At 65.9% G+C, this 16477-nt stretch carries 17 protein-coding genes and 3 pseudogenes; 3 read left to right on the forward strand and 17 right to left on the reverse strand.

Annotated elements, in window-relative coordinates; genetic code table 11:
- Positions 1-21 precede the first annotated feature (21 nt).
- Positions 22-1269, reverse strand: coding sequence for a nucleotide sugar dehydrogenase (locus OG496_RS09780; RefSeq protein ID WP_405970458.1), 1248 nt, complete (start codon positions 1267-1269; stop codon positions 22-24).
- A 66-nt stretch (positions 1270-1335) separates the two neighbouring features.
- Here OG496_RS09780 and OG496_RS09785 point away from each other — a divergent pair, with 66 nt between their 5' ends.
- Positions 1336-2109: a glycosyltransferase family 2 protein gene (locus OG496_RS09785; RefSeq protein ID WP_405970459.1), complete on the forward strand. Its 774-nt coding sequence runs from the start codon at positions 1336-1338 to the stop codon at positions 2107-2109.
- Positions 2110-2153: 44 nt separating this feature from the next.
- Positions 2154-3013, forward strand: a protein-coding gene (locus OG496_RS09790; RefSeq protein ID WP_405976595.1) for an IS5 family transposase whose coding sequence is annotated in 2 segments (ribosomal slippage) — positions 2154-2502 and positions 2502-3013 — 861 coding nt in all. Because the reading frame shifts where the segments join, the coding sequence is not laid out codon by codon here.
- 151 nt (positions 3014-3164) lie between these two features.
- Here OG496_RS09790 and OG496_RS09795 read toward each other — a convergent pair.
- The 13 genes and pseudogenes from OG496_RS09795 to OG496_RS09855 form a co-directional block, all read right to left on the reverse strand.
- A complete protein-coding gene (locus tag OG496_RS09795) occupies positions 3165-3938 on the reverse strand; it encodes a TauD/TfdA family dioxygenase (protein ID WP_405970460.1) in 774 nt (257 codons plus the stop codon).
- 142 nt (positions 3939-4080) lie between these two features.
- On the reverse strand, positions 4081-4569 hold the full coding sequence (locus OG496_RS09800) for a nitroreductase/quinone reductase family protein (protein WP_405970461.1): 489 nt from the start codon (positions 4567-4569) through the stop codon (positions 4081-4083).
- A gap of 86 nt (positions 4570-4655) precedes the next feature.
- Complete coding sequence (locus tag OG496_RS09805; protein ID WP_405970462.1) at positions 4656-5183, reverse strand: cupin domain-containing protein; 528 nt, start codon at positions 5181-5183, stop codon at positions 4656-4658.
- 44 nt (positions 5184-5227) lie between these two features.
- Positions 5228-5575 (reverse strand): DoxX family protein, encoded by a 348-nt coding sequence (locus OG496_RS09810; protein ID WP_405970463.1) that lies wholly within the window; start codon positions 5573-5575, stop codon positions 5228-5230.
- A gap of 184 nt (positions 5576-5759) precedes the next feature.
- Positions 5760-6221 carry an alpha/beta hydrolase fold domain-containing protein gene (locus OG496_RS09815; RefSeq protein ID WP_405970464.1) on the reverse strand — a complete coding sequence of 154 codons (462 nt, stop codon included), beginning with the start codon at positions 6219-6221 and terminating at the stop codon, positions 5760-5762.
- An 83-nt stretch (positions 6222-6304) separates the two neighbouring features.
- A complete protein-coding gene (locus OG496_RS09820) occupies positions 6305-7150 on the reverse strand; it encodes an acyl-CoA dehydrogenase family protein (RefSeq protein WP_405970465.1) in 846 nt (281 codons plus the stop codon).
- 121 nt (positions 7151-7271) lie between these two features.
- Positions 7272-7517 (reverse strand): annotated as a pseudogene (locus OG496_RS09825) (hypothetical protein); the annotation flags it as partial.
- A gap of 94 nt (positions 7518-7611) precedes the next feature.
- Positions 7612-7770 (reverse strand): hypothetical protein, encoded by a 159-nt coding sequence (locus tag OG496_RS09830; protein WP_405970466.1) that lies wholly within the window; start codon positions 7768-7770, stop codon positions 7612-7614.
- Between the two features lie 695 nt (positions 7771-8465).
- Complete coding sequence (locus OG496_RS09835) at positions 8466-9350, reverse strand: alpha/beta fold hydrolase (protein ID WP_405970467.1); 885 nt, start codon at positions 9348-9350, stop codon at positions 8466-8468.
- Positions 9351-9408: 58 nt separating this feature from the next.
- On the reverse strand, positions 9409-9936 hold the full coding sequence (locus OG496_RS09840; protein ID WP_405970468.1) for a cupin domain-containing protein: 528 nt from the start codon (positions 9934-9936) through the stop codon (positions 9409-9411).
- Between the two features lie 48 nt (positions 9937-9984).
- A complete protein-coding gene (locus OG496_RS09845; RefSeq protein ID WP_405970469.1) occupies positions 9985-10896 on the reverse strand; it encodes an NADP-dependent oxidoreductase in 912 nt (303 codons plus the stop codon).
- A complete protein-coding gene (locus OG496_RS09850; RefSeq protein ID WP_405970470.1) occupies positions 10893-11888 on the reverse strand; it encodes an alpha/beta hydrolase in 996 nt (331 codons plus the stop codon). The genes OG496_RS09845 and OG496_RS09850 overlap by 4 nt, the downstream gene beginning before the upstream one ends.
- A 42-nt stretch (positions 11889-11930) precedes the next feature.
- Positions 11931-13133 carry an FAD-binding oxidoreductase gene (locus OG496_RS09855; protein ID WP_405970471.1) on the reverse strand — a complete coding sequence of 401 codons (1203 nt, stop codon included), beginning with the start codon at positions 13131-13133 and terminating at the stop codon, positions 11931-11933.
- 197 nt (positions 13134-13330) lie between these two features.
- Between OG496_RS09855 and OG496_RS09860 the strand changes: the two genes are divergently transcribed.
- Positions 13331-13705, forward strand: coding sequence for a winged helix-turn-helix transcriptional regulator (locus OG496_RS09860; protein WP_405970472.1), 375 nt, complete (start codon positions 13331-13333; stop codon positions 13703-13705).
- A 46-nt stretch (positions 13706-13751) separates the two neighbouring features.
- Here OG496_RS09860 and OG496_RS09865 read toward each other — a convergent pair whose 3' ends face one another.
- The 3 genes and pseudogenes from OG496_RS09865 to OG496_RS09875 all read right to left on the reverse strand — a co-directional run.
- Positions 13752-14867, reverse strand: coding sequence for a transposase (locus tag OG496_RS09865; protein ID WP_405970473.1), 1116 nt, complete (start codon positions 14865-14867; stop codon positions 13752-13754).
- Positions 14868-15124: 257 nt separating this feature from the next.
- A pseudogene (locus OG496_RS09870) lies at positions 15125-15801 on the reverse strand (transposase family protein).
- A gap of 178 nt (positions 15802-15979) precedes the next feature.
- Positions 15980-16471 (reverse strand): annotated as a pseudogene (locus OG496_RS09875) (transposase); the annotation flags it as partial.
- Between the last annotated feature and the right edge of the window lie 6 nt (positions 16472-16477).

Genomic DNA, 16477 nt, shown 5'->3' on the forward strand with positions numbered 1-16477 from the left:
CCGGAGGTGGTTTTCGAGAGACTAAAGAGTCTCGACGTTCACTCCGGAAAGACGGTTTCGGCAGTCGAGAACGAAGGTCGCGCATTTCTCGATCATCGGGAGGTCGAATAGTGGATGGTCCATGAGAAGAACCACTGCATCAGCTGCGGCTACCTCGTCGGGGGTCGCATCGACCCGGAGCACGTTCAGCCTGGTGTCGTCGCCGTCCGGGATGTTGGGTTCGGCGCCGCAGACCTCGGCGCCGAGGCCGATGAGAAGGTCGGCGACACGTGCCGAAGGGGAATTGCGAAGGTCGGTGGCGTTGTACTTGTAGGTCAGGCCGAGCAGCAGAACCCGAGATCCCCTGACGGGCATGCCGCGCTTGTCGAGTGCCTCCACGAGACGCCGGACGACGTAGTCGGGCATCTGCCGGTTCACGTCGGCGGCGAGTTCCGCGAACCGGAACGGGACGCCAAGCTCCTGTTGGGCCTTCCACGAGAAGAACATCGGGTCGACGGGCAGGCAGTGACCGCCGACTCCCGGCCCCGGGGTGAACCGCGTGAATCCGAAGGGCTTGGTCGCGGCGGCGTCGATCGCCTCCCAGATGTCCACGCCGAGGGAGCCGGCCAGCATCGCCATCTCGTTGACCATGGAGATGTTGACGAACCGGAAGGTGTTCTCCAACAGCTTGGCCAACTCGGCGACCTTCGTCCCGGACACCGGCACGGTGGTCTCGAAGATGCCGTCGTAGAAACCCTTGATCACATCGAGTGATGTGGTGTCGATTCCGGACACCAACTTCGGTGTATCGAACGACCAGCGTTTGTTTCCGATCCGCTCGGGACTGAAGCCGGCCAGGAAGTCCACCCCGCCCTTGAGGCCCGACACCTCTTCCAGGATCGGCACCAGCAGCTCCTCGGTGGTGCCGGGATAGGTCGTGGACTCCAGGACCACCGTCGTACCGGGGCGAAGGTGCTCGCCCAGTGTCCGGGCGCAGGACTCGATGTAGCTCAGGTCGGGCACGCCGTCCCGCAGTGGGGTCGGCACGGTGATCACCGCGATGTCGAAGCCGGCCAGCGCGGCAGCATCGGTGGTCGCGGAGTAGGTCCCGGAGTCCAGCACTGCGCGCAGCCGCGCCGAGTCCACGTCCCTCACGTAGGACTGGCCGGTGGCGAGCTGCTGAACGCGGTGCGTGTCCACGTCGTAACCGACGACCCGGTGCCCCACCTCGGCGGCGCGTACGGCCAGGGGAAACCCTACATAGCCCTGACCAGCGACAACTATCTGCATGGCAGCTCCTACTCGATTGCGGTGCTTGAATGGACCGTCGTTCCTGGACTGGCAAGGAGAAGCGCTGTGCCCCTGGTGTCCGTCGTGATGCCCGTGTACAACTCGGCAGCCACACTCGGCACGGCCGTCCGATCGGTCCTCACGCAGACCCACAGCGACCTGGAGCTGCTGGTCACCGACGACCAGTCCTCCGATGGCTCCATGGACCTGCTCCGCGAGTTCGCCGAGCAGGACGAGCGCGTCCTGCCGGAGTCGGCACCCGAACAGGGCGGGGCGGGCCGGGCCCGCAACCTCGCGATCAAGCGGGCCCGTGGGGACTACATCGCCTTCCTCGACAGCGACGACATGTGGCTCCCGAAGAAGACCGAGGAGCAACTCGCCTTCGCTGCGCAGTCCACTGCGCCTTTGACGTTCACGTCGTACTTCAAGATGGACGCCGACCACGACGGCGAGAGCACCGACTGGGTCCCGAACGGGCGGGTGATCCGTGCGCGGGAGCACGTGGACTACCGCGCGATGCTGGTCCAGGACCACATCGGTGCTCTCACCGCCATGTACGACCGCAATGCCTTGGGCACGAGGCTGATGCCGGAGATGCGCAAGCGCCAGGACTACGCCCTGTGGCTGTCGATCATGCGGGACGGCGCTGACGCCCGGGGCCTGGCTGAGCCGCTTGCCGTGTACAGGGCCCACCAGGCGGGATCGCTGTCCTCCAACAAGCTCTCGCTCGTGCAGTACAACTGGGCCCTGTACCGCGAGCACGAACATCTGTCGGTCCCTCGGGCGACGCGGGCGCTGGCCGGCGCTGTGTGGCAGTCGCTGCATAACTCCCGCATCTAGGGTCCGTCTTCAAAGATCATTGAGTGGTGGATCATGGTCGGGTGATACGCCGCCATGAACTCACCGACCTGGAGTGGGAGTTACTTGCTCCGCTCATACCGCGTGCCGCGACGGGACGACCGCGCGTGCCAGACCGGCAGGTCATCAACGGGATGGTCTACAAGATCCGGACCGGGGTCTCCTGGCGTGACCTGCCGGAACGTTACGGGCCGTGGCAGACGGTCTACACCCGCTTTCGCCGCTACGCGTTGGACGGCGTGTTCACCCGGGCACTCCAGCAGATCCAGGCCGGCGCGGACGCTGTCGGCGACATCGACTGGCTCGTCCAGATCGACTCCACCATCGTCCGCGCCCACCAACACTCGGCCGCCACCGGCCGAAAAGGGGGATCAGCCGGCCGGACGAACCGGACGATCACGCCCTCGGCCGATCCCGAGGCGGACTGACCACCAAAATCCACCTCGCCTGCGACGGCCGCGGCAGGCCCCTGGCCGTCCTGCTGACACCCGGACAACGCCACGACAGCACCTGCGCGCGTCCCCTCCTGGAACGCATTCGCGTCCCGCGTATGGGACCGGGCCGACCCCGTTGCAGACCCGACCAGGTCGTCGCCGACAAGGCTTACAGCTCTCGTGGTTTCCGCGCCTACCTGCGCAAACGCGGAATTGCATGCACCATCCCGGAAAAGACCGACCAGAAGCGTCACCGCCACAATCGCGGCTACCGAGGAGGCCGGCCACCCGCTTTCGACCGCCGGCTCTACCGTCGGCGCAACGTCGTCGAGCGCTGCTTCAACCAGCTCAAGGGCTTCCGCGGCATCGCTACCAGATACGACAAGACCGCCACCTCCTACGAGGCAGCGGTCAATCTCGCGTCATTCCTACTCTGGGCAAGATCCGTTTGAAGACGGACCCTAGGTCCGTGCACGGGCCAGGGGAGCCCGGTGCGCGACTGTTTCCGGGGGTGCCCGACCAGGCCCGCCTGGTGGCAGTGCCGCGTGCTCGGCGGCTGGACCTGGGGGCGGGACTCGGTAGGTCACCGGTGCCGTCGGCCGGCTACGCGGCTGAGCCATCGCTGGCCTTCGCGCGCAGGAACAACTGGAGGAGCAGCCGCCGGTCGGCGACCGGGACGGTGTCCTGACCGCTGTGGAGTGCCTTCCGACCGTGCAGGAAGCGGCGCTGGTTCACGATGAGGTAGTCCCCGGGCTGGAGCATGAAGGAGACCTGGCCCCGGACGAGTTCCTCGGCGAGTTCCCTGGCGGCGTCGGCGTGCGCCTGGCTGAGCTCGGATCGCTCCAGCATCTTGGCGGTGAACCGGACGAACCCCGCGCCCAGGTCGGAGCCGTCCAGGATCGGGAACGGCTTGTACTCCTCGCCGACGCCGTGCAGGTCGAAGAAGGTCCCGTAGTGGTAGGCCGACTCGGCCAGCAGGGCGCGGTTGTCCTCCGAGAGCCGCGCCACCGCGGCGTGGGCGTCGGAGAGGATGCTGGTGCCGCCGCCGAGCGGGTCGAGGCGAACGCACAGGAGCGTGGTGTAGTCTGGGGGCCGGGTCCCGTTCACCAGGTCCATGTGGAACGCGTTGTACCCGATGCCGCTGGACTTGCCGGGGTCCTTGTCGACCTTGAACCCGATGTCCTTCCACAGGGGCCAGCGTGGGAAGGGCGAGAAGGGGACCGCCACCTCGGCCGCGAAGCCCGTCACCAACCGCCGGAACCGGACGCCACTCAGAGCTTTAGCAAGGTTCCCCAGGCGTAGCACGGCGTACCCGCCGCCCTCCCCGGTCAGCGCGTGGCGCAGCGTCGCGGCGATCTCATCGCGCGCCAGATGCACGGACGTGCAGGCCTCACCCTCCTACGTCACCGCATCCTCCTGGGATAGCAGCACACCGTGTCACCACCGAATGTGAGACAGGGCCATAAAATTGACACACCCGTGCCTGTCGGCGCTTGGTCGTGCGACGGGTCCGCGCACGTTACCGCCGACAGGTCGGCTCTGCCCATGAGTGTTCCTGCGCTGCGCTTCCCGGTGCGCCGACGGGGGAGAGGCGGATGACGGGGAACGTCCGTGTGGTCTTGCGGGCGTAGTCCTCCTCGACGAAGGGCCAGTGCGCCACCGCGGCGCCGTACAGCCGCTTCCACTCCGGTCCTTCGCGGAACACGGAGGAGGTCACGCGCACGGTGCGGTCGCCGAACTCCAGGTCCAGTTCCTCCATCGCCTCGACGTTGGCAACCCACTGTGGCTCCACCGGGGACCCGGCGAAGGATCCGACTAGCTGGTAGTCCCCCTCGAACCTCATGTAGGAGACGGGCGTCAGATACTCCTTGCCGCTGTGGCAGCCCACATGGTGGATGATCAGGAGGTCCAGCTTGCTCAACACCCCCCCTGCTGCCTGTGTCACCTTGCCGGCGTTGGCGCGGAACTCCTCGATCACGGACGTGTTGAAAGCGTAGGACTCGGTCACTTGGCGTGCTCCTGGGTCGGTAAGTGTGGTGTGGGTGCAGTGCGAGGTCACGACACGCGTGCGCGAAGGGGTGTGGTGAGAACAGGTCAGGGCTCGCGGTCAGGCATGATGGTCACCTGTTGATTGGCCAGCTCTGCTGCGAGGGCCGCGAAGTCTTCCGGCCTCAGGGGAGGTGCTGCCTTGCCAGGTTCGGGGTCAATCCCGTTGTCGAGCCAGAAGTCTTCGTGGCCTCCGGGCATGATGAAGGTGAGCAGTTTGGCGGGAAGGTCGCCGGTGTTGGTGAAGCCGTGCCGGTTCCCCCGCGGGACGAAGAGAAGGTCGCCGGGTCCCACCTGGATGATCTTGTCACCGTTAACGAAGTCGAAATCGCCGGAGAGGACGTAGAACACCTCTTCTTCGCGGCCGTGGGCATGTGGAAGCGCACCGCTGCCGGGCGGGACCGATGTCTCCAGCACGCCCACGGCACCACCGGTCTGTGCCGCGCTGATCTTGACCGTTGTGGTGTCACCCGCCATCCACTTGGTGACACCCTGGTCGCGGCGGACAAAGATGCCGTCACGGCGTGTCCAGCGCGGGTCGTCCTCGTCGGGCACGGGCGGCAGAACGAACGTCATGGTGTTGCTTATCTCGGTGGTCAGGTGGGCCGTTGACGGGTTGATCAGCGCGACGCGAGGCGCAGAACGAGCGCCGCCACGCCCGCGAGCAGCAGAACGGCAGCAGGTGCGAACTGCCAGTCGCGCACACGGAGGTGGGAAACGATGGCGCCGCTGAAGTACGCGATGATCCCGATGGCGGCGGCCACGCCGAGAGGCCACCACGCCAGACCGATGAGGATCCCCCCGGCGCCGGCGATTTCCGCCGCCGCCAGCAGTGCAACCCGTTGTTCCGGGAATCCGACCCGTTCGAGCGTCTTCATTTGCGCGGGATCTTTGATGAGCTTGCCGCGCGCGGAGACAAGCAGGATCAGAGCGAACATGACGGACACGACGAAAGCTGCGATAAACATCAGAGTCTCCCGATAGAGACGCGGGCGTCGCTTGCGGGCCGCCCGCGTATGGCTATGTAGTGACAAATAGACGAGACACGTCTGTGAGCTGGGCAGAACGCGAAGTCGGCAGCCAGACAATCGCCCCTTTGATGCCTGTGGTCGGGCATGATGGACACGGCAGGACCGCAGCCGGGGGCGCGATCTATGCGCCAGCGACTTCACCGGCGGGCGTCTTCGACGTCCCGAGGGCGAGCGCGCGCTTCAGGAATTCCAAGGCGTCGGCATTCATCCGTTGAGACACAGCGGCCTGCAGAAGTGCTGCGGCCCCGTGAAACGTGCTCGGGTACAGATGAAGTTCCACGGGGACGTTGGCCTGGGCCAGCCGGCGCGCGTATTCCATTCCTTCGTCCCGGAGCGGGTCGAATTGGCAGACGGTGACGTAGGCGGCGGGCAACCCCGAGAAATCCTCGACACGAGTGGGAGCCGCGTAGGCGGGGACATTCGGCGAGCCGGGCTCCGCAGTGCCCAGCAGGTAAACGGCCCAGCTTATCTCGGCGTTGGGGAGGTTCCAGACTGGTGTGTCGACGTACGCGCGCATCGACGCAGTTTCCAAACGGTCGTCCAGCTCGGGAATGCCGAGGAACTGGAACGTGAATGTCTCCACCCACACCCGCTCAGTCCTCAACACACCAGCCATACACCGGAGATGCCCAGTTCACGCCCTTGTGCAACACCCTTTAGCCGCTGTTAAACGCTTGGGCTGATCTGCTCATCGATGCCGAGCAGTGATTTGCCGTACACTTCATAGCCCACACTGGCATTGAGGACCGCGTGTCGGCCTCCGGTATTTGCGTCCCGCCAAAACTGCTGCAGGGGGCTGGACTCGGCAAAGGCGGCCGAGCCATGGACGTTGATGAGGATGTTGATAGCCTCCAAGACCTGCTGGGTCGCGTAGCCGTACTCGGCTCGGTACTCGGCGCGGGTGGCGTAGTCAATCCGTTCGCCGGCGGCAGCAGCGGCGTCGATTTCATCGGCGACAGCGTAGGTGTGCAGTCGCGCCGTTTTAAGCTTGAGTGCAGCCTCGGCCACCTGGATCTGGACACCTACCGAGTCGCTTTGACGCGTGAAGAAGGTGTGCTGCATTGCCTTGGCGTTCGCCTGGTCGATGACGAAGTCGAGTGCCGCATGTCCCAGGCCAAGGAGCGGCCCGATGAGAGGCACCACGGCCAGAGGGGCCGGCGGCAACTGGTACATCGTCTCGCCCGTCGGGATCGGCCAGGTGCCTTGCAGCATCTGTGCCATGGAGAACGTCCGGTGGTGAGGGACGAATACGTCCTCGGCGACCAGGGTGTCGCTACCGGTTCCTCGCATGCCCACGGTCTGCCAGGTCTCCTCGATCTTCAATTCCGATATCGGTGCCACGCACCAGAGCGCGTCGACAAACTCCCCGGTGTCGTTGGTGACCAGCGCCACCATGGAGGCCCACGTAGAGTGGTGCGATCCGGACGAGTAGGCCCAACGTCCGCTGACGCGGATGCCGCCTTCGACCTGACGGGCAGGGCCGGGGGGCGCTTCCACCAGCGATGCGAGCATCGGGGTCAGTTCCGAACAGATCGTCCTGCGCCTGCGCGGAGGGGAACCCGGCCATCCAGCCTGCCACGGCACCAACGGCCACGACCCAGGCCGCCGAACCGCTCGCCTGGCCGAGGGTCTCAGTGACCTCCACGACGGTACGCAGGTTGGCCTCGAACCCGCCGAAGCGCTTCGGCTTCAGCAACCGGAACATCCCGGCCTCGATGAGGGCAGTGTTCACCTCGTCGGAGAGATGGCGGTCCATCTCGGACTGTGAGGTGTACTTACGCAGGAGCGGCTGTAGTTTGCGCGCACGACTGGTGAGCTCTTCTCGCGTCGTGTGTGCCGATTCCGATGTGCTCATGACTGCACCGATCTTTCTATGCATTACTAACGGTCAGATGGCGGGTAAGCCTGCAATACCCGGCTGTACAGAGGCCCGCGGGTGATGTAGGGGTGCTGGAGATCTTTAATGGCTGGGGTTACGGCGGTTGGAGGTCAAGGCCGGTCTTGGCCATGAGGCCCTTGATGAGGCCAGGTTGGTACTGCATCCGTTTCAACCGGGTCTTCACCAGCGCGGTGAGCTGGTCGAGGCTGTATTTGGTGAGGTTGGCCAGCGACCTCTTCAGGTGCGACCACACACCCTCGACCGGGTTGAGTTCGGGTGCCTACGGCGGCAGTTGATAGATGGTCAGCCACAATCGGGCGGCGGCCAACTCGTGCATGGTGCGGCTGACGTGCGTGTTCAAGGTGAGGTAGGCCGCCGGCGAGGTACCCGTGGATCGGGTCCTTTTCCGTCGGCCCCCTCCCGAACCGTGCAGGCGGCTTTGACCGCACACGGCTCTCCAGTGATCACTTCCGGGGAAGAGGAGGTAGCCTGCGTGATCGAGACGGTCGCTTGCGGGTCCGCGCGTCGGACTAATCTCGACCACTACGACATCCCCGACAGAGTCAAGCTGAGACCACGTTTGAGGCCTCTCTGCGCGACGTGCAGAACGCCTCTTTGAGATGAAGGCGGTCTCCGCGACGGCACGCTGAAGGTCGAATTCATTCACCGGCACCATTTCAGGACCCGAGCCGAGGCCCGCGTGAAGGTCTCGACCTGGATCGCCGACTCCGACAACACCATCCGTCGGCACACCGCCAACGACGGGCTCGCTCCGATCATGTTCGAACCTCAGATGGCTCAAGCCCGAAGAGCATTCCGCTTCCCCAGTCCTTGTAGAAGATCTGGGCGCCGTCGACGGTGGTGACGTAGGTCATGAGTTTCCTTTTGTTGTCGGCCGTTCGCACAACGACCGGGCGACGGACCCTTCCGCCCGGCCTCCTTTCTTTCTTACGGGCGGCCCAAGAACTCGAACAGCTCCCGCACAAGGTCCTCGGGGCGTTCCTCCGCCAAGAAGTGCCCTCCGCCCTCGATCTGTACCTTCGTGATGTCAGTCGCGAGGTCGTCAATGGTTCCCTGGATGAAGGTAAAGTTGCGGCCACCCATGACGAGCACCGGCCCTTCGAATCTTCGGTATTGCTCCCGGTCGGTAATGTCCTGAGGCCAGCTCTGGTACCAACCGTTTCCCGCGCGCACGGCGCCCGGCTGTTCGTAAGCGCATGCGTAGATCTCCCGACTGCGCTCGTCGATGACCGAGGGATCGCGTGTGTGGTGGTCGATCATCCAGTCGAGAAGAGTCCGAAAGCGTCCGGCCAGCAGGCGCTCCGGCAGATCATCGACAAAATTCAGGGAAATCCACCACGGGTAGTAGTCCGCCGACGACTGAGGCATCATCGAGAACTCGTAGAGGCGTTTGTTCGGGTGCGACGTCTCCCACAGCGCGAGCTTGCTGACATGCTCCGGGTGGTTCATGGCGAAGCTGTACGCCACCATGCCCCCGATGTCCTCGCCGGCGATGTTTATCCGCTCGAAGCCGAGCAGCCGGACGAGTTCGAGGATGTCGCGTGCCATCGTTTTCTTGCTGTAGCCGGATTCTGGCTTGGCAGACCCGCCCATACCGCGGATGTCGACGGCGATGACCCGGTAGCGCCGCGCGAGGGCCGGCATCATCTTGTGGAACTCCCACCAGGTCATCGGCCAACCCGGAAGCAGAAACAGCGGTTCACCCGACCCGCCGTCCACGTAGTGCAACCGAGTTCCATTTACTGCGGCGGAGCAGTGTTCGAAGCCGTCGAGATCGGGGGTGCCGTCCCCGGGGGCGATTTCGGATGCCATAGATCTCCTCCGTTGAATACTCCATCCGTGGCTTTCTGCTGGCGGACCACCACGAAACCTATAGCTCCTGTTGGGGGAGCAGGGTGACCTGATGTTTTGTGAGCTCGGGAATGAGGGCGGCGAAGTTCTCCGGGCCCCAGACCGGCGCAGGCTTTCCGGGCTCGGGGTCCACGCCGTTGTCGAGCCAGAACCGCTCGTGCCCGCCGGGAAGCAGGAAGGTGAGCAGTTTGGCGGGGAGTGCTCCGGTGTTGGTGAAGCCGTGCCGATTGCCCTGGGGGACGAAGAAGAAGTCGCCGGGACCGGCGCTGATGACCTGGTCACCGTTGACGAACTCGAAGTCGCCCGAGAGTACGTAGAAGGCCTCGTCCTCGCGGCCGTGGGCGTGTGGGACCGCGCCGCCGCCGGGTGGCACCGAACTCTCCAGGACGCCCAGGGCGCCGTTGGTCTGGGCCGCGCTTATCTTGACGGTGGTCGTGTCCCCGATCACCCACTTGGTGGTTCCCCCGGTGCGAGGAACGAAGATGCCGTCCTTGCGGGTCCACCGCGGGTCGTCCTTGTCGGGGATGGCGGGAAGTCCGAATGTCATGAGAATCCTTGTCCGGTTAGCTGGTTGTCGATGATGGGATTTCTAGGCTCAGCCGTCGATTCGAACCACGACCTTCCCGAGCAGGTGGTGGGTGTCCAAGAGGCGGTAGGCGTCCTGGATGTCATCGAGCGCGAAGGTCTGGTGGATCGGCACTTGCACTGCGCCGGTCACGACAAGGCCTGCGAGTGCGCCGATCGTCGCTGGCGACGGGTCGCCACCGACGGCGGCCACTCCGTACTCTTGAGCGTTGCCTACCACCGAGTTGATGCGAGTGACCGGAACGCCGAGCTCGAGGGCGGTTTCGATCGCTTCGGCACTGTGGTTTTCCAGCGCCGCGTTCAGGCCGCCGGGCGCCGCATCCCGTACCCGGCCGATCAGCCCGCTCCCGTAGGTGATCGGGATGACTCCCAACCGGCGCAGGTAGTCATGGTGGGATTCGCTCGCGGTGCCGATGACGGTCGCGCCCGCCCTGATCGCGATCTGGCTGGCAATCAGCCCAACGCCGCCGGCGGCGGCACTGATCAGCACGGTGTCGGCAGGGCCCAAGCGCAACGAGTTCGCAGAGTTGTATCCGGTTGTGCCGGCCACGGGGAGCGTGGCGGCCACGTTCCAGTCCAGAGAATCCGGTTTGACGACGACGGTGTCGGCCGTTGTGAGCAACGCCTCGGTGAGCGACCGGAATGGCGCCGCGCCGATGACAGGCGTGCCGACCCTGATGTCCGGCACGCCGGTGCCGACGGCTTCCACGATGCCAGCGAATTCGTTGCCCAGCCCGGATGGCGGGGCGATGGGGAGGCGCCCGACTGCCCCGCCGGAGCGGACGATGGAGTCGACCGGGTTGAGTCCTGAGGTCTTGACCCGGACTCGGATCTGCCCGGCGGTCGGCTCGGCGATGGGTGCGTCGATCAGGTGGAGCACGCCGGGTCCGCCGAAGGAATCGAATCGAACCGAACGTGTCATTTGCCGGACGCCCCTTCCCTCGATGTGGTGCCGAGCAGGCGTGCCATCCAGTCCTTGCGGGCGTCGAGCATGCGCCCGGTGAGTACGGCGTCCGGGGCGAAGGTGTCGAAGGTGTGGAAGCCGCCCGGCCACACGTGCAGTTCGGCCTGCACCCCGGCGGCCCACAGGGAGGTCGCGTAGGCCACGTCCTCATCGCGAAACACCTCTGCTGATCCACAGTCGATGAACGCGGGCGGCAGGCCGGCCAGATCGGTCGCGCGGGCCGGGGCGGCGTAGACGGAGACCTCGCCGCTGCCACGGCGCTCGCCGAGCAGCGCGGTCCAGCCGGTGATGTTGCTGCCGCGGTCCCAGACACCGAGACCCTCGAACTGATGGGTGGACACCGTGGCGTCGCGGTCGTCGAGCATCGGGTAGAGCAGCATCTGGCCGAGCAAGGCGGGACCGCGCCGGTCGCGGGCGAGCAGCACAGTGCCAGCGGCGATACCGCCACCTGCGCTCGCGCCCGCGACGATGATGCGGTGCGGGTCGATGCCCAGTTCCGCGGCGTGCTCGGCCGTCCAGACCAGGCCGGCGTAGGCGTCCTCGACCGGGTGCGGGTCGGGGAATTCCGGGGCGAGCCGGTAGTCGACGGTCACACCGACCGCGTCGAATCGGTCGACCCAGTCGACCAGCGACCCGACATCGGTGAACCGGTCTCCGACGATCATCCCTCCTCCGTGCACGTAGTAGATGCCGGGGCCGGCTCCGGTGTGGTCGTGACGGTGCACTACGGAGATCTGGATCTCGTCGCCCTGGTATCCGGGGATGGTCAAGCTGCGGTAGCTGATGGGACGGTCGCCGATCACCTCGTCGATGTTCACCCGCGCGGCGGCCGCGGCGCGAGCCATCGGGATCATGTCGGCCGTCAGCGTGGTGGGCAGGAACTCCTTCAGTGCTTCGAGTGTCTGCTCGAGTTCCGGGTCATACGGCGGGCGGGCGAGTGTTTCGGCCATGGTCAGCTCCTGGTCGATGCGATGGCGTCCGGATGAATCGATTCACCCGGCGGCGGGGCCGGCCCGGTGGAACACGCGGTCCGGGTCGTACTGATGCTGAAGCGCTCGAACGCGGTCACCTGTCGCGCCGGGGAAAGCGCGGGCGAACGCGGCCTGGTCCGGCCGACTGTCGAAGCTGCGGTAGGCGCCGTCGGCGAACGCGCGCACGGGCGCCGCGACGGTGTCGAGGTCGACTCCGCCGAGGTGCGGGAATACGCTGATAATGGCGAGCACCTGCTGGTGGCGGTGGGAGTACGCGTTCGCTCCGGGATCGATGTCGTTGATGGCGCCGCCGAGCGAGCGCAGCTGCACGAGGGCGCCTCCGGGCGAGGCCGCGACGTCCATGAGAGCCCGGGCAGCGGACGGGGTCAGGGTCGGCAAGAGAGCGTTGGTCGACTGCGACGGCTGCTGGCCGGTGTTGTCGTGCAAGTGCGCGGTGGGCACCATGGATTCGTACGATGCCGTTCGCGCCCTCGACCCGAACGGGCGGACTCCCAGCCTGGCGAGTTCGGCGGCGACTGTTCTCGCCCGGCCAAGGTCACCGTCGGCGACCACTGCCGTCAACTGCAGGACGAACCGTGTCCCGTCGCGAACCAGAAGACCATTGGTCGTGAGGTCTCGGGGCGCTGCCGACATGTACTCCGACCAACGCCGCAAGGTACCGCCCTCCCGGTCAGCCTCCACCGCGACCTCGCCGACGCCGATGGAGCTCAGCCGAGCCGCTTCGATCTCGAACTCAGTGACGATCCCGATGTCTCCGGCGCCACGCAGAGCCCAGAACAGGTCGGGATGGGCATCGCTGTCGGCGCGCACCACGCTGCCATCGGCAAGCACCACTCGTGCCGCACGAACGTGGTCGATGGTCAGACCGTACAACCGGGCGAACCAGCCCACCCCGCCGGCGGTGGCCAGTCCGCCGACGCCGACATTGCCGTGGTCGCCTGAACTGATGGCGAGAGCGCTGCGGCCTAATGCGCGTGCCACGTTCGCCCACCGCGCACCGGCCTGCACGCGGACCAGTCGCGTGGCCGGGTCGATGAGTTCCACCTCGTGCATGGAGGACAAGTCGATGACGACGCCGCCATCGTTCGACGAGCGCCCGGACAGCCCGTGACCGCCACTGCGTACGGAGATCGGCAGCAGGGTCCCGGCGGCGTACTGGACCGTCTCGGCGACCTCGGCATCGGTCTCCGGAAGCAGGACCACGGCGGGCGAATGGGTTGAGGTGTACGTCGACCGCACCGCCGCGTAGCGAGGGTCGGCCGGCAGGACTGCGTGGTTCCGCAGGGGCACCGGCAGTATCACGCGAGTCATGCCCGATCTCCGTCATCGATCATGACACCATGATCTGGAGATGGCATCGGGCTGGCAAATTCGGTATTAGGTACTTATACTTTGTAAGTATGTCGTTGACTCAACCCATGCCCGGCATCCTGCCCGAGAAGCTGTGTGTCGGGTTCCAGTCCGCCGTCGAGCTGATCGGGCGCCGCTGGTCCGCCGCCATCCTGATGGCGATCTCCTGCGGTGCCGAACGCTTCGGCGAGATCGCGAAACTGGTGGACGGCCTCTCCGACCGGCTGCTGTCTCAGCGCCTCAAAGAGCTGGAGGGCCAGGGCCTGATCATCCGAACGATCGTGCCCACCACTCCCGCACATTCCGTCTACACGCTGACTGAGCGCGGACGGGAGCTCATGAAGGTCCTCACCCTCCTCGCCGAGTGGGCGAACAAAGACACCCGCCCTGTCCCGCCCGGACCCGCCGACGGCAAGAAGACCTGATCCAGCACCTACTTTTCATAAGTACTTAATGGTCCGCTTTCCCAGGTCATCGCGGTAACAGAGCATGGACTCCCCGAGGCTGCTTTGTCTTGTCAAGCCGTTTGAGGAAGCCCTTCCGCATTCGGCTGGTTCGTTCGAGGATCTTGAAGATCTGCCGGCAGATGTTGCGCTTGAGGCACCGCTGCGCGTCGCTGGAGCTCTTCCCTTCGCTCAGGCGGCGAGCGACGTACGTCTTCGTGGCAGGATCCAACCGCATCCTGATCAGGGAGACTGGGTGCATCGCTCGATTCACTTGGCGTTCTCTTCCCCTGTTGAGCCGGTGTTTGTTCGTCAGGCCGGAGGAGGCGGGAGTCGGGGCGACACCGACGAAGGACGCGAAGGCGGCCTCGGAACGGAACCGGCCAGGGTGTGACCAGCTGATCAGGATCTGAGCTGCGGTGATCGGGCCGACGCCAAGTAACTCCATTAGCTCAGACGCCTGTTGACGGACGAGCTGAAGGAGTTCGCTCTCCAACTCGCGAGCTTCCGCCTGCAGGTGCCGGACGCAGTGGGCTGTGGACCGCATGGCACGAATGGTCATACGGTGCTCGGTGGACAGGGAGGGGCGATCGCGGAGGCCGGCACAATATGTGACCTGCTGTGATCGGCTCAGGCGACGCATTTCGGTGCGCAGGCCGTCCGGTGTGGAGATGATCAGAGCCTTGAGCTGGTTGATGACCGCGGTAGAGGCATGCGCGGCGCCCAGCCAAGTAGCCAGCAGCACGCGCATCGCCTCGCGTTCCCCGCGCATGCGGGGATGGATGACGTACTCGGTGGCCAGGGCCTCCCGGGCCGCGCGAACAGCGTCGAGCATGTCCGTCTTGCGTCCGCCACGCACCGACGGGCGCTTGGGGCGGCAGACCTCGACCGCGCGCTCTCCCGTGTCGTCCAAGAAGGCGGCGAGGCCAGCGCCGAAGCTGCCGGTTCCTTGGAGCGCCCAGCAGCGCCGACCAGGCACGCGCAACCGGGCGAAGTCGAGAAGGCAATGGTAGCCGCGGCCATGGGCGGGTGCGTCAGTGGTCTCCAGGACGGCGCCGATCGGGCTGACGGCCGCTGCGGCGAGCGTGTCGCGGTGAGTGTCGACACCGATGACGCCACCGACGTGTTCTGCAAGCACGGCCACGCGTTTGTTCTCCTTCGTGGGCGCACGACCGTGGTCGGCGTCGGCAGTCCCTGACAGGGCGCCAGTTGTTTTGCGAGTCCTGCCGGATCACGAGCGCCGAGCCTGGCAGCAACCCATCCCGGGTCGCAGAAGAACTCTCACAGTTATGTTTTCTGCAGTCCTGCAACGGGACTGGTGGCCTCTGGGCCCGGCATGACTGGGCGGGTCAACCAATCGAAGGGCTCACCACTTTCCACCGAACAACGTAGGGAGCCTTTTCAGCGGTGCCGCTCCAGGGTGAGGATGGCGGCGGCGATGGACGACATGCGGTTTGGGCTGCACTGGGCCTTGCGGAAGATCCGCCAGGACTTCAGTCGTGCGACGCGCCGCTCGACCAGTGCGTGTGCCGCCGACAGTGCGCGGTTGACGGTTTGCTGTGTTGGCGTGAGGTCGCGGCCTGGCGGGCATCTGCGTGGTGTACGCCGACACATGGGCCGGCACCCATGTAGGCGCGGTCGGCGAGGATCGGGACGATCCCGTGGGAGCGAGCCGCAGTCAGGTCGTGCGCGCGGCAGGGCAGGGCGGGCGAGATCCACAGCAGCCGTCCGGCCAGGTAGGTCACCACCTGCACTTTCACGCAGTGATGTCGGCGTTTTTTGGGAGAAGTCGGCCGGGCTGTCGCCGACCCGGTCGCACTCCGCGAGGGTGCCGTCCAGCATGACTAGTTGGGGACTGCTTCCCGCAGGCTCCGCACGAGCCCGGGCGCGCGGTCGGCGAGCAGGGCGATGAGGGCTGCCGTCGAGGTGGAGGGTAGCGCGGGTCTTGCCAGTGCGTAGAAGTAGGCGCCGCCCAGGTCGGCGCACTCGATGTCGCGGGTGAACATGTGCCAGATCGAGATCAGGATCGAATGGTGCAGGGCGACCAGTGCCCGCCGGCGGCCGCGGCGTCCGACCAGGCGTCGGTAGCGGGCGGCGAGGTAGCTGTCCTTGGCGCGGCAGGCGGAGATCGCGGCCTGGCCCGAGCACGCTCTTCAGCCACGGGTCGCCAGGCCGGGTGCGGCCCGACGGGCTCTTGCCGGCGGACTCGTAGTTGCCCGGGCCCTGTCTCACATTCGGTGGTGACGGAGGGTGTCGCTATCCGAGGAGGATGCGGTGGCGGAGGAGGGTGAAGCCTGCTCGCCCGTGCATCTGGCGGGCGATCCGCTTGGTCTTGGTGTTGACGCCCTCGGTGGGGCCGTTGCTGTAGCGGAGTGTGAACGCGGCGATCACGGCGTCGAGGTCTCGCTCCATCCCTCGGGTGAAGGCGTGCAGGTGCGGCAGATCGGCTGCGCGGATCTGGGTGATCCAGAGCTCGAGCGCGTCGACATTTGCTGGCTGAGGCTTCAGGAGCTGGGCGAAAGCCCGGATAGAGACTGCCAGTTGGGTCATTTCGGGGCAGGCCGCGGTGAGGCGGTCCAGCAGCTGTCGCTGCTCAGCCTTGAGGTTGTCGGGCATGGTGAGCAGCATCCGGGCGAGCCGCCGTGCGGAGATATGGCTGCGGTCGGCATCGGCGCGGCCTTGGTTGATGTACTTGTGCAGGAGGTTGAGGCAGCCGGTGAAACCGAGGGATTTGATCTCTTCGAAAACACGGAG

The organism is Streptomyces sp. NBC_00988 (assembly GCF_045162645.1).
Lineage (GTDB): Bacteria > Actinomycetota > Actinomycetes > Streptomycetales > Streptomycetaceae > Streptomyces.

Coding starts and splice junctions, on each gene's coding strand:
- OG496_RS09780 (WP_405970458.1), bottom strand. CDS start 1,269: ATGCAGATAGTTGTCGCTGGTCAGGGCTATGTAGGGTTTCCCCTGGCC.
- OG496_RS09805 (WP_405970462.1), bottom strand. CDS start 5,183: ATGACGTTCGTTCTGCCGCCCGTGCCCGACGAGGACGACCCGCGCTGG.
- OG496_RS09810 (WP_405970463.1), bottom strand. CDS start 5,575: ATGTTTATCGCAGCTTTCGTCGTGTCCGTCATGTTCGCTCTGATCCTG.
- OG496_RS09820 (WP_405970465.1), bottom strand. CDS start 7,150: ATGCTCGCATCGCTGGTGGAAGCGCCCCCCGGCCCTGCCCGTCAGGTC.
- OG496_RS09835 (WP_405970467.1), bottom strand. CDS start 9,350: ATGGCATCCGAAATCGCCCCCGGGGACGGCACCCCCGATCTCGACGGC.
- OG496_RS09840 (WP_405970468.1), bottom strand. CDS start 9,936: ATGACATTCGGACTTCCCGCCATCCCCGACAAGGACGACCCGCGGTGG.
- OG496_RS09845 (WP_405970469.1), bottom strand. CDS start 10,896: ATGACACGTTCGGTTCGATTCGATTCCTTCGGCGGACCCGGCGTGCTC.
- OG496_RS09850 (WP_405970470.1), bottom strand. CDS start 11,888: ATGGCCGAAACACTCGCCCGCCCGCCGTATGACCCGGAACTCGAGCAG.
- OG496_RS09860 (WP_405970472.1), top strand. CDS start 13,331: ATGTCGTTGACTCAACCCATGCCCGGCATCCTGCCCGAGAAGCTGTGT.